This is a genomic window from Frankia sp. RB5 (genome assembly GCF_059816245.1).
Map to the genome: position 1 here is coordinate 19,496 of NZ_JCBATA010000086.1, position 12,095 is coordinate 31,590.

A 12,095-nucleotide genomic window follows, 5' to 3' on the forward strand; every position below is an offset into this window, starting at 1 on the left:
AAGTTAGATAACTCGTCGCTATTATTTAGACCATGCCGACGCAGCAACCTGTGGCCGAGAACCTGTTCACCTGGCCGTCCGACGAGCCCCGGCTGATCGCGTCCGAGCGGGACGGGGTGATCTCCTTCCCGCCGCGGCCCGGTGACCCGACCCGGTTGCTCAGCCGGCGCGGCACGCTGTGGACCTTCACCACCCAGCAGTTCCCGCCGCCGTCGCCCCCGTACGACGGCGACCCGAACCCGAAGACGCACGTGCCGTACGCGGTGGGCTACATCGAGCTTCCCGGCGAGCTGCTGGTCGAGGCGCGCCTGACCGAGGCCGACCCCGCGAAGCTGCGGGTCGGCCAGGAGATGGAACTGACCGTCGTGCCGTACGTGACGCGTCCGGACGGCACGGAGATCCTGACATTCGCGTTCGCCCCCGTCGCGGACGGCGCGTCGACCAGTGGGGAAGGTGCCGCATGAGTGGCGTGGACGTCGCGATCGTCGGAGTGGGCCTGTTCCCGTTCGGCCGCTACCCGGGCACGCAGTGCCTGGAGATGGGCGCGCAGGCCGCCCGTGACGCGCTGGCCGACGCGGGGGCCGAGTGGAAGGACGTGCAGAGCGCGTTCGTCGGCTCGCACGAGGTTTCCAACCCGGACTCGATCGTGGGCCTGCTGGGCCTGACCGGCATCCCGGTGCGGGCGGTGTTCAACGGCTGCGCGACCGGCGGCACCTCGCTGCAGATGGCCGCCAAGGCCATCCAGTACGGCGAGGCCGATCTCGCGATGGCGATCGGGATGGACAAGCATCCGCGCGGCGCGTTCTCCGGTGACCCGTCGATCCTTGGCCTGCCGGCCTGGTACGGCCAGACCGGCATGTTCCTGACCACGCACTTCTTCGGCATGAAGATCAACCGCTACATGCAGCAGCACGGCATCTCGCGGGAGACGCTCGCGAAGGTCGCCTCGAAGAACTTCGCCAACGGCGCGCGCAACCCGCAGGCCTGGCGGCGCACCCCGATGACCCCGGAGGCGATCCTCGACTCCGAGATCGTCAACTACCCGCTGACCCGCTACATGTACTGCGGACCGGACGAGGGCGCCGCGGCGCTGGTGCTCGCCCGTGCCGACCAGGCTCACCGCTACACCTCCACCCCGGTCTTCGTCCGCGCGGCGGAGCTGCGCAGCCGCCGGCCAGGCGCGTTCGAGGTGCAGAGCCCGTCGCTGCCGCTCGAGAGCGCGCCGAGCCCGTCGGTCGACGCGTCGAAGGCCGCCTACGAGGTCGCCGGCATCGGCCCGGACGACGTGAACGTCGCCCAGCTGCAGGACACCGACGCCGGCTCCGAGGTCATCCACATGGCCGAGAACGGCTTCTGCGCGGACGGCGAGCAGGAGAAGTGGATCGCCGAGGGCGCCACCGAGCTGACCGGCCGGCTGCCGGTGAACACCGACGGCGGCCTGATCGCCAACGGCGAGCCGATCGGCGCCTCCGGACTGCGCCAGATCCGCGAGATCGTCCTGCAGCTGCAGGGCCGGGCCGGTGACCGCCAGATCGCCGGCGACCCGCGGGTCGGCTACACCCACCTGTATGGCGCGCCCGGCGCCTCCGCGGTGACGATTCTGTCTCGCTGAACCCCGACGAACCGACCGGCCGCGGCGCCCCGGCGTCCGCGGCCGGTTCCGGTTCGGAACCGAGTACCTGGGAGGCGTGGACGTGACACAGACAGCCGAGCAGCCTGAGAAGCCCGAGCAGCCTGAGACGCCGGAGGAGGAGCTCGTCCTGCGCGAGCTCACCGACGACGGCGTGCTGGTGCTCACCCTCAACCGTCCCGGCCGGCACAACTCGTGGGCCTACGACATGGAGGGGCGCTACTACACGCTGCTCGACGAGGCCACGGCCGACCCGGAGGTCCGGGCGATCGTGCTGACCGGCGCCGGCGGGACGTTCTGCCCGGGGATGGACCTGGCGATCCTGCGCCGCTCGTCGTCGGACCCGACGTTCAAACGGCCGCAGCGCCGCCCGCAGACGACCGCGCGCACGGTGCCCAAGCCGATCATCGCGGCCATCGACGGCGCGTGCGCCGGCATCGGGTTCGTCCAGGCGCTCATGGCGGACCTGCGTTTCACCACCGCGCGGTCGAAGTGGACGCCGTCGTTCAGCCGCCGCGGCCTGTCGTCGGAGGACGCGGTGAGCTGGCTGCTGCCACGGCTCGTCGGCGCGGGCAGCGCGGCGGACCTGCTGATGTCCTCGCGGGTGGTGCGCGGCGACGAGGCCGTGCGCCTCGGGCTCGCCCAGCGGCTGCTGGAGCCCGACGAGCTGCTGCCGGCGGCGCTGGAGTGGGCCACCGACGTGGCCCGCAACGTCTCGCCGTGGGCGGCGGCCCAGATCAAGCAGCAGCTGGCCGCCGACCAGACGGCGACGCTGGAGCAGGCGCGGCTGCGCTCCAACGAGATCCTCGTCGAGGCCCGCAAGCGCGCCGACTACGCCGAGGGCGTCCGCTCGTTCCAGGAGCGCCGCGCGCCGCAGTTCGAGGGACTCCCGAAGGACCACCCCCGGATCGACCTGGGCGAGAACGCTCCGTGACGCCGGCCGCCCCCGGCGGCCCGGTAGATGATCAGGTGGGCCGCCGCCGACGGTCCCGCCGTGGTCTGGACCGCCGCGGGGCCCGCCGCCGGGCGGCGGCGACGGGCTCCCGCGGCGGCCGGTGCTCAGCGGGCGACGAGCCCCGCGCCGGTGTTGTACATGATGTCGTCCTTGGCGGACTCGTCGAGGCCGTCGAGCAGCTTGCGGAAGTCGGCGGGCTCGGCGAGACCCTCGGCGTGCGGCCAGTCGGAGCCCATGACGATGCTCTCGTGGAAGCCGAGCTGGCGGATGATCTCCACCGGGTTGTCCTCCGGGTAGGGGACGACGCGCACGTGGTGGCGGAAGACCTGGCTGGGCCGCTCGGCGAGCGGGCCGCCGATCCACGGGCCGTTGCGGCCCATGCCCCGGCTCTTGTCCATGTGGGTGACGAAGTGCGGCACCCAGGAGGCGCCGAACTCGCTGGCCAGCACCTGGATGTTCGGGAAGCGGCCGAACAGGTTGTCGAAGATCAGCGCGGAGACCGTCTCCTGGATCGGGCGCTCGCCGTAGGTGTGCTGCCACTGCCACGCCGACATCCGGAAGTGGATGGGGTCGGGGTCGTGGCCCCAGGCCGGCGCGAGCTGCGCGTTGTAGTAGTTCTCGGTGATGTGGAAGCAGACGGTGGCCTTCGCCTCGTTCACCCGGGACCAGAACGGGTCGAAGTAGGGGTCACCGGGGCTGCGGCCGTAGGCCGGGCCGGTCGGCAGCAGGATGAACCGGGCGCCGCGGTCGAGGACGAACTCGAGCTCCTCGACGGCCTTGTCCACGTCGCGCAGCGACAGCGTGGCCGGGGCGAAGATCCGGTTCTGGTAGGCGTAGCCCCACTCCTCGTCCATGTAGAGGTTGAAGGAGTGCAGGTTCGCGAACAGCATGTCCGGCTTGTCGGACATGTGGGCCTCGGCCATCAGGCCCCAGCTGCCCGGGTACATGATCGTCCCGTCGAGGCCCTGGCGGTCCATCTCCGCGAGGCGGGCGTCGCGGTTCTGGTACTCGGTGCGCATGTCCTCGAACATGTAGGTCTCGGCCGGCGCCCCGGTGCTCATCTGCTTGAGCATCTCCTTGAGCGAGCCGGGCTTGTAGGCCTTGTGGAACTCGGCCTCCACCGCCACGAGGAGTCGCTCGCCCATCAGGATGGCGTCCGTACCGTCGTGCATCTTGACGGGCTTGACGGTGCGGGTCGCCCACTCGGGGGCGATGTGCCGCGTGAACGCGTCCTCCGTCTCGTACATGTGCTGGTCGCAGTCGAAAACTCGTGCCACGGTCGCCTCCTCGAACCTCTGGCCCGTCGCGAGCCAGCCCCAATACCGTACAATCATCTTAATTATTTTGTCCACGGCGATCCGAGGTGGTGGCAGGTGGCCGACGGCCCTGAGCTGGTACGACACGAGGTTGACGACGTCGGCGTGATGACTGTCACCCTCGACGACCCGGAGAACCGCAACGGGTGGTCGCCGAACATGGAGAACGCCTACTTCGCCGTGCTCGACGCGGCCGCGGTCGACCCGGCGGTGCGCGTCGTGGTGCTGACCGGCGCCGGCCGCTCGTTCTGCCCGGGTCTCGCGATGAGCCGGCTGACCTCGAACGCCGGCCAGGGCCTGCGGATCGCCGACCGCCGCCCGCAGTACACCCCGCGGCTGTTCCCGAAGCCGCTGATCGCCGCGATCAACGGTGCCTGCGCGGGCATCGGCCTGGTCCAGGCGCTGCAGTGCGACGTCCGCTTCGCGGTGCGCGGCGCCAAGTTCACCACCGCGTTCTCCCGGCGCGGCCTGTCGGCCGAGTACAACCTCGCCTGGGTGCTGCCCCGGCTGATCGGCACCGAGAACGCGCTGGACCTGCTGCTGTCCGCGCGCACGTTCCTCGCCGAGGAGGCGCACGCCCTCGGCCTGGTCAGCCGGCTGAGCGAGCCGGACCAGACGCTGACCGACGCCCTCGCCTACGCCCGCGACCTGGCCGTGAACTGCGCGCCGACGGCGATGTCCGTCATCCGCCAGCAGGTCTACGCCGACCTCGACGTCGACTTCAACGAGGGGCTGCGCCGCTCGTTCGCGGCGATGGCGTTCATGAACTCCCAGCCGGACATGGTCGAGGGGGTGGCGAGCTTCAAGGAGCGCCGCCCGCCGAACTTCCGCCCGCTGCCGGCGGACTTCGACCCGGCCGCGGTGCTGGACATCACCCCCGAGCCCTTCCCGCGCCCGCCAGCCTGACGGGAACCCCGCCATGGGAACCCCGCCATTGGGAATGCAGTTATGGAGGCAGACATGACCGAGACGGCGACGGCCGCCGCGGGGCAGGTGTCGGACGAGGAACTGCTCGCCCGCTTCCCCGGCCAGCCGGTCGATCACGACAGTGCCGCGCACTACCGCGGCCGGCTCGCGCACCGGCTCCTGATCAACCGTTGTGGGGACTGCGGCACCTGGCATCAGCCGCCGCGGCCGGTGTGCCCGGCCTGCTGGTCGTCGAACGTGGTCGCGACCGAGGTCGCCGGTACCGGCACGGTGCATCTGGCGATCTTCCTGCACCAGGGCCCGCCGGCTCCCGGGGTCGACTACGCGACCCCGCATCCGGTGGTCACGGTGGACCTCGACGAGCAGCCCGGCCTGCGCTTCACCAGCACGGTGGTCGACGCCGACCGGGAGCGGGTCCGCGTCGGTGACCGTGTCGCGCTGGAGTGGATCGACCGAGGCGGCGCGCCGCTGCCCGTCTTTCGCGTCGTCGAGGCGGCCGGTTCGGCCGGGGGAGAGTCCGCATGAGCGCCGCGCGCAATCCGATGCGGGACCGTAACCCGCTGAGGGACAGGGTCGCCTTCGCCGGGGCCGCGACGACCGGTTTCGTGCCGCGCAACTCCGGCCGCAGCATGCTGTCGCTGACCGCGCAGGCCAGCATCGACGTGCTGCGCCAGTGCGGGCTCACCGCCGCCGACGTCGACGGCGTCTGCGGGTCGCTGGTGCCGGCGCCGACGATGCAGTCGGCTCTCGGCATTCCCGAGGTGAGCTGGTTCGCCAACCCGGCGATGCCGTTCGGCAACCAGGTGGCGGCGGCGGTGTCCGCGGTGCACTCGGGCCTGTGCGACGTGGTGCTCGCCTACCACACCGCCTACCGGCTGCCGTGGAACACGATGTCCTCGCTGAAGGATCCGTTTCGCCGTTCGTCCGGGACGGCCGGGGTGTCGCCGGCGCCGGAGTCGCTGTTCGGCAGCGTCGGCTACACCGCCTGGGCGTCGCGCTACATCCACGAGTTCGGGGTGCCGAAGGAGCACTTCGGCTACGTCGCGATCAACGACCGGGCGAACGCGGCGGCCAACCCCGCGGCGGCCATGCGCACGCCGATCACGATGGACGACTACCTCGGCGCCCGCATGATCCGCTGGCCGCTGAGCCTGCTCGACATGGATGTGCCGGTCGACGGCGCGGACGCGTTCGTCATCACCACCGCCGAGCGGGCCGCCGACCTGCCGCTGCCGGCGGTCCTCGTCGACGCGGTCGCCCTCGGCGCCACCGCGCACAACGAGGAGGAGCAGACCGACAGCCTGCGCCACCACGGCCAGCACGTCACGGTGAACGCGCTGCGGGCGCGCAGCTCCTTCTGGCTGGACGACGTGGACGTGTTCTTCCCGTACGACGGGTTCACGATCATCACGCTGAACTGGTTCGAGAACGCCGGCTGGTGCAAGCCGGGCGAGGCCGGTTCGTTCCTGGAGCAGCACCGCGACCCGGCTACGGGGAAGATCCTCATCGACGGGCGAATCCCGGTCAACCCGCACGGCGGGGCGCTGTCCGAGGGGGGCACCCAGGGTTCGGGCCACGTCCGCGAGGCCGTGCACCAGTTGCAGGGCCTCGCCGGCGAACGCCAGGTGCCGGACGCGAAGCGCGCCCTGCTCACCCTCGGCGGCTTCTTCTTCAACGCCCAGGGCCTGACCCTGCGCCGCGCGGACTGAGGGGCACGACGAGACGAGGGCGGTCCCGCGGGACCGCCCTCATTCGCGTTGCTGGTCGTACTCGGTCGTACTCGGTCGTACTGGCTCAGCGGCCGGCGCCCAGCGAGGTGCCGCCGGGGTAGTTGCCGCCGCCGTAGGCCGCGTCGAGGGCCTCGTAGTCCGTCGCGCCGGCCGCGGTGCGGGGGATGGCCTCGGTGAACTCGATGGTCTTCGGCTTCTTGTAGGTCGCGATCTCGCCGCGGACGTGCTCGATGAGCTCCGCCTCGGTGGCGGTGGCGCCGTCCGCGAGCACGACGACGGCCTTGACGTCCTGCAGCCACCGCTCGTTGGGGATGCCGATGACGGCGGCCTCGCGGACCGCCGGGTGCCGGGTCAGGGCCTGCTCGACCTCGGCCGGGAAGATGTTCTCCGCCCCGGACTTGATCATGCGGGTGAGGGTGCCGACGAAGGTGATGCTGCCGTCGGGCTCGCGCCTGCCCAGGTCGCGGGTGTGCCACCAGCCGTGCGCCCAGCGCTCGGCATTGACCTCGGGCCGGTTCCAGTAGCCGAGGTGGACGACGTCGCCGCGGGCGCAGATCTCGCCGGGCTCGCCGTCGGGAACCTCGTTGCCGTCCGCGTCGAGCAGCCGGATCTGCAGCAGCGGGTTGGGCCGCCCGGCGTTCGCCCCGCCGAGGCCGAAGCCGCGCAGGATCTGCATGCCGGTCAGCTCGGTCTGGCCGTAACCCTGGCCGATGCCGCCGCCGTAACGGGCGAACCGGCTCGGGTCGTCCTTGATCACACCGTTCCACAGCGGGCCGGCGAAGGTGGCGTGCAGCGCCGAGAGGTCCTTCTTGTCGGCCTCGTTGAGCTTGATCAGCTCGGCGATCGTGGCCGGCATCAGGTAGGCGTGGGTGACGTGCTCGGCCTCGAGGACGGTGAGCACCTCCTGCGCGTCGACCCGGCGCAGGACGACGTTCGTCCCGGCGACGAGGAACGTCGGGATGCCGAAGAACTGGAAGTTGCCGATGTGGAACATCGGGCCGGTGTTGAGGAACACGGCGTCGGCGTCGATGTCGCCGACACCGGCGACGGAGACGCCCATGCTGATCAGGTTGTTCTGGGTGATCAGCGACCCGCACTGCCGGCCGGTGATCGCGGCGGTGTAGATGACCAGCAGCGCCGAGTCCGGGGAGATCTCGAGGTCGGGGTCGGTCGCGTCCCCGCTGGCGAGGAAGTCCTCGTAGGTGCCGGGACCGGCGGCGTCGTGCTGGATCCACAGCGCCTGATGGGTGGCGCGCTCCCGGGCGGCGCGCACCGTCTCGCCGATCTCGGTGTCCTGCCAGATGATCACCGTGGGGCTGAAGTCGTCGATCGCGAAGGCCATCTCGGCCGGCGACCAGCGCCAGTAGCCGGGACAGACCATCGCGCCGAGCTTGGCGGCGGCACCGAGCAGCTCGTAGACGCGGCTGGAGTTCTGCCCGAGCCACAGGACGCGGTCGTCCTGCCCTACGCCCGCGCCGCGCAGCGCGTTGGCGAGCCGGTTGACCCGGTCGTCGAGCTCGGGCCAGGTCAGGCGGGTGTCGCCGTCGACCAGGGCGACGCGGTCAGGGTAGGAGCGGCGGTGGTCCCGAAGGACGTCACCGAAGGTGAGGCGGGTCGCTGGCATGCGCACCTTCCACACGTAGAATAATTTAGCTAATTCTACTGGTCGGCTGCACGGACCTGGCGCAGCAGCTCGGGCAGCAGCTCGGGGTCGGTCTTGTAGGTCGCGTAGAAGGTGAGCCGGGTCGCGACGGCGCCGAGCTTCGCGATCAGCGCCGGGCCGATCTCGTCGGGGCCGCCGACGATCGCGAACGTGTGCAGCATCTCGTCGTCGATGAGATCGGCCATCGACTCCCACTTGCCTTCCTTGGTCAACCGGGTGAGCTCCGGCTGCAGCTCGCCCCAGCCGTGCAGCTCCAGCACGGCCCGGTAGGCCGGGGTCGAGGCGTAGAAGGCGATCTGGGCCTTGGTGCCGGCGATCGCGGTGGCCAGCTCCTGCTCGGTGCGCCCGACGGCGACGAACGACGGCCCGGCGATCTCGAAGCCCTCCAGGGTCTTCCCGGTCTTCTCCCGCCCACGCCGCAGCGCCGGCAGGGTGACCTCCTCCAGGTAGCGGGGGGTGGTGAACGGGTGGATGAAGAAGCCGTCGGCGACCTCGCCGGCGATCTCGGTCATCACCGTGTTCACGCCGGCGACGAACACCGGCGGCGGGCCGGCCGGGTGCGGCGGCGGCGCGAAGAACGGGGTCATCAGGGTGTGGGTGTAGAACTCGCCCTGGAAGTCGAGCTTGCTCTCCTCCTGCCAGGCGGTCCAGATCGCCTTGAGCGCCAGCACGAACTCGCGCATCCGGGCGGCCGGGCTCGACCACGGCATCGAGAAGCGGCGCTCGATGTGCGGCTTGACCTGGGAGCCGAGCCCGAGCACGAACCGGCCCCTGGCGTGGCGCGCGAGGTCGTAGGCGACGTTCGCGGTCGTCATCGGGGTACGGGCGAACGCGATCGCGATGGACGTGCCCACCGTGATGTTCTCGGTGGCCTGCAGCGCCTGGAACACCTGCAGGAACGGGTCGTGCTTGGTCTCGCCGACCCACAGCCCGTCGTAGCCGGCCTGCTCGATCTCACGGGCGGCGGAGGCCGTGACGTCGATGTCCTTCGTGAGCGTTGAGTCGATCTTCATCGGGTTCCTTCGGTTGAGGGAGCCAGCTCGTCTGAGGAGGCGCTGTCACGCAGCACCCGCCGCAGCACCTTGCCGTTGGCGTTCTTGGGCAGCTCACGGACGGTGGACCAGACGCGCGGGATCTTGAAGCCGGCCAGGCGCTCCCGGGCGTAGGCGGCCAGCTCGTCGAACGCCGGCGGCGCCGCGGGGTCGGCGGGCACCACCCAGGCGCCGATCTCCTCGCCGAGCCGCTCGTCCGCCACCCCGGCGACCGCGACGTCGGCGACGCCCGGGTGGGTGCGCAGCACATCCTCGACCTGGACCGGCCGGACGATCTCGCCGCCGCGGGAGATCGTGTCACCGGTGCGCCCGACGAGGTGGACGTAGCCGCGGTCGTCGACGGAGCCGAGGTCGCCGGTGCGGTGCCAGCCGTCCGGCCCGCCGGCGAACAGGTGCGGACCGCGCACGACCACCTCGCCGACCCCCTCCCCGTCGGGGGCGTCGATGCGCAGCTCCAGGCCCGGCACCGGGCGGCCCACGGTGGCCAGCAGGTCGGTGTCGCCGGCCCGGATCGCGTCGTGGTCGGCGGAGGTCAACGCGCACAGCGGCGAGCCCTCGGTCTGCCCGAACAGGTTGGTGATCCGCACGTCGGGCAGCACGTCGACGGTGCGCGCCAGGGTCTGCGGGCGGATCGGCGAGCCGCCGTAGGTCAGGGTGCGCAGCCCCGGCAGCGGCAGGGCGTCCGCCGCCAGCAGCATCTCGATCATCGGCGGGATCATCAGCGCGTGCGTGATCCCCAGGCCGTCGAGCTCGCGCCAGGCGGAGACGGTGAACCAGCCGAACGCGACGATCGCGCTGCCGGCGCCGAGCGCGACCGCGAGGTTGCCGGCCCCGGCGATGTGGTGGAACCCGGCCACCGAGACGAACACGTCGCCGGGCCCGAGCGGGATGAGGGTGCGGTAGACCTCCACCCGGGCGGCGAGCGGCCGCTGCCGGTAGTGGACCGCCTTGGGCAGACCGGTGGTGCCGGAGGTGTGCAGGACGATCGCGGTGTCGTCGGGCCCGGGCGCGGGCTCGCCGGCCAGCGACGGTGGCAGCTCGCCCGGCGCCGCGCTCGGCAGCGGGTCGCTGAGCACCGCGGCGCGGACCCCGGCCGCCTCGGCCACCCGCCCGGCCAGCTCCGCGTGCGCCGGCTCCGCGATGATCACCGGGCTGCCGAGGCGGGACACGGCCGAGGCCAGCTCGGCGACGGTCAGCCGCGGCCCGAGCGGCGCGATCGGCCGGCCGACACCCGCCGCGGCGACGAACACGGGGACGCAGATCGTGGTGTCCGACAGCAGCGCCGGGATGACGGTGCCCCGGGGCAGGTCCAGCTCGGCGAGCCAGGCCTGGACGCCGGCGGCGAGCGCCAGCACCTCCCGACCGGTCCACTGCCGGCTCGGAGTGAGCAGCGCCGGCCCGTCGTGGTCCAGCCCCCGCGCGGTCAGCGACGACCATGTGAGGTCGCTTCCGCCGTGCTCACCCATCCTGCGCATCCACACGCGGACCGCTCAGGCTCATCGCCTTGGCCGTGCGGGTACCGACGATCCGGGGCGGCCGGGCGGTCATCCCGCCGCTGGGGAACGCGCCGATCGTCATGTGGGTGTCGACGAACCGCGCCTCGGGGGAGCCCAGCGGCCCCTCACAGCCGAGCGCCACCTCCATCCCCCCGGTCACGCACCAGCGTTGACCGCGCCGATGATCGGCTTGGCAGCGACCCGAAGCGCCGGATCAGCGTCGCCGGCGCACGCCGGTCGGCTCCCTCCGCGGCGAACGCCTTCAGGTCGAGGCCGGCACAGAACGCCCCGCCGGTGCCGGTGACGACCGCGGCGCGCAGGCCGTCGTCCGCGACGAACCGGTCCAGCGCCCTGCTCAGCGCCGCACCAGCGTGGGGAACAGCGCGTTGCGCGCGTCCCGCCGGTTCAGGGTCAATTACCAGGACGCCGTCCACCACCTAGGCGAGCAGCACCTCATCCGCGGTCTCCACGGTCACAGCATTCGCCTCGCTCATTGGACGACCTCTCCGCCTGGCACAGTCGGGCGGCCTTGCATTTCAGAACACTCCGTATCCGCCGTCGATGCGGAACTGGTCGCCGGTGTGGAAGGAGGAGGCGGAGCTGGCCAGATAGACGGCGATGCCGGCCCAGTCGTCTCCGGAGCCCCAGCGGCGCAGCGGGATCCGACCGAGGACCTTCTCGCTGACCGCCGGGTTGTCGAGCCAGCCGTCGAAGACGGCCGAACGGGTCCAGCCGGGCAGCACGGCGTTGGCCCGGATCTGGTAGCGGCCGAGCTCGACCGCCAGCGACTTCGTCAGCGCGATCACCCCGGCCTTCGCCGCCGCGTACGCCTCCTCGCGCGGGGCGCCGAACAGCGCGGCGATGCTGGACGTCACCACGATGCTGCCGCCCTCGCCCTGGGCGATCATGTGCCTGGCGGCCTCGCGGGTGGTCAGATACGTGCCGTCGAGGTCGATGCGCATCATGTCCTGCCACGACGTCAGCGTGGAGTCGACGAAACGCGGCGCGGTCATCGTGTTCGCGAGCGCGGCGTTGGCGAAGCAGGAGTCCAGCCGGCCGTACTCCTCGACGAGCCGGGTGAAGCCCTTGACGATGGCGTCCTCGTCGCTGATGTCGACGCGCATCGCGCTGGCCCGGTGCCCGTACGCGGCGAGCCGTTCGACGGTGGACCGGTTGCGCTCCTCGTTACGGCCCCAGATGCACACGTCGGCGCCCGCCCGGGCGAGGCCGTCGGCCATGCCGAGGCCGACCCCGGAGTTGCCGCCGGTGACCAGGGCGACGTGCCCGGTCAGGTCGAGAGGATGGACGGGCGCGGTCACGCGGAAC

Annotated in this window: 13 protein-coding genes; 6 read left to right on the forward strand and 7 right to left on the reverse strand. The window is 71.7% G+C overall.

Annotated features, from left to right (window positions below; genetic code table 11):
* Positions 1-50: 50 nt before the first annotated feature.
* From AC6EXY_RS30315 to AC6EXY_RS30325, 3 genes are all read left to right on the forward strand, one after another.
* Positions 51-464, forward strand: a complete 414-nt coding sequence (locus AC6EXY_RS30315; protein ID WP_499818657.1) for a Zn-ribbon domain-containing OB-fold protein — start codon at positions 51-53, stop codon at positions 462-464.
* Complete coding sequence (locus tag AC6EXY_RS30320; protein ID WP_101831076.1) at positions 461-1,612, forward strand: thiolase family protein; 1,152 nt, start codon at positions 461-463, stop codon at positions 1,610-1,612. The genes AC6EXY_RS30315 and AC6EXY_RS30320 overlap by 4 nt, the downstream gene beginning before the upstream one ends.
* An 82-nt stretch (positions 1,613-1,694) precedes the next feature.
* A complete protein-coding gene (locus AC6EXY_RS30325) occupies positions 1,695-2,564 on the forward strand; it encodes an enoyl-CoA hydratase-related protein (protein WP_101831083.1) in 870 nt (289 codons plus the stop codon).
* A gap of 125 nt (positions 2,565-2,689) precedes the next feature.
* On the opposite strand, the gene AC6EXY_RS30330 is transcribed toward AC6EXY_RS30325, so the two are convergent.
* Positions 2,690-3,862, reverse strand: a complete 1,173-nt coding sequence (locus AC6EXY_RS30330) for an amidohydrolase family protein (protein WP_207770230.1) — start codon at positions 3,860-3,862, stop codon at positions 2,690-2,692.
* A gap of 96 nt (positions 3,863-3,958) precedes the next feature.
* On the opposite strand from AC6EXY_RS30330, the gene AC6EXY_RS30335 reads away from it, so the two are divergent.
* The 3 genes from AC6EXY_RS30335 to AC6EXY_RS30345 are packed head-to-tail and all read left to right on the forward strand — an operon-like array spanning position 3,959 to position 6,537.
* Complete coding sequence (locus tag AC6EXY_RS30335; RefSeq protein WP_243407343.1) at positions 3,959-4,807, forward strand: enoyl-CoA hydratase-related protein; 849 nt, start codon at positions 3,959-3,961, stop codon at positions 4,805-4,807.
* A gap of 54 nt (positions 4,808-4,861) precedes the next feature.
* Positions 4,862-5,353, forward strand: coding sequence for a Zn-ribbon domain-containing OB-fold protein (locus AC6EXY_RS30340; protein ID WP_101831074.1), 492 nt, complete (start codon positions 4,862-4,864; stop codon positions 5,351-5,353).
* The gene (locus AC6EXY_RS30345) at positions 5,350-6,537 is read left to right on the forward strand and encodes a thiolase family protein (RefSeq protein ID WP_243407342.1); all 1,188 of its coding nucleotides are present in this window, start codon (positions 5,350-5,352) and stop codon (positions 6,535-6,537) included. Before AC6EXY_RS30340 ends, AC6EXY_RS30345 begins: the two co-directional genes overlap by 4 nt.
* An 85-nt stretch (positions 6,538-6,622) precedes the next feature.
* Here the strand turns inward: AC6EXY_RS30345 and AC6EXY_RS30350 are convergent, their stop codons facing one another.
* The 6 genes from AC6EXY_RS30350 to AC6EXY_RS30375 all read right to left on the reverse strand — a co-directional run.
* The gene (locus tag AC6EXY_RS30350; RefSeq protein ID WP_499818656.1) at positions 6,623-8,182 is read right to left on the reverse strand and encodes an AMP-binding protein; all 1,560 of its coding nucleotides are present in this window, start codon (positions 8,180-8,182) and stop codon (positions 6,623-6,625) included.
* A 35-nt stretch (positions 8,183-8,217) separates the two neighbouring features.
* Complete coding sequence (locus AC6EXY_RS30355) at positions 8,218-9,234, reverse strand: TIGR03617 family F420-dependent LLM class oxidoreductase (RefSeq protein WP_101831072.1); 1,017 nt, start codon at positions 9,232-9,234, stop codon at positions 8,218-8,220.
* Positions 9,231-10,739, reverse strand: a complete 1,509-nt coding sequence (locus AC6EXY_RS30360; protein ID WP_499818655.1) for a class I adenylate-forming enzyme family protein — start codon at positions 10,737-10,739, stop codon at positions 9,231-9,233. The genes AC6EXY_RS30355 and AC6EXY_RS30360 overlap by 4 nt, the downstream gene beginning before the upstream one ends.
* Positions 10,732-10,911 carry a Clp protease/crotonase-like domain-containing protein gene (locus AC6EXY_RS30365; protein ID WP_165818584.1) on the reverse strand — a complete coding sequence of 60 codons (180 nt, stop codon included), beginning with the start codon at positions 10,909-10,911 and terminating at the stop codon, positions 10,732-10,734. The genes AC6EXY_RS30360 and AC6EXY_RS30365 overlap by 8 nt, the downstream gene beginning before the upstream one ends.
* Positions 10,895-11,206: a Clp protease/crotonase-like domain-containing protein gene (locus AC6EXY_RS30370; protein WP_133150826.1), complete on the reverse strand. Its 312-nt coding sequence runs from the start codon at positions 11,204-11,206 to the stop codon at positions 10,895-10,897. The genes AC6EXY_RS30365 and AC6EXY_RS30370 overlap by 17 nt, the downstream gene beginning before the upstream one ends.
* Before the next feature lie 99 nt (positions 11,207-11,305).
* Positions 11,306-12,095 (reverse strand): SDR family NAD(P)-dependent oxidoreductase (locus tag AC6EXY_RS30375; protein ID WP_499818654.1); only part of this gene is annotated, 790 nt, incomplete at its 5' end.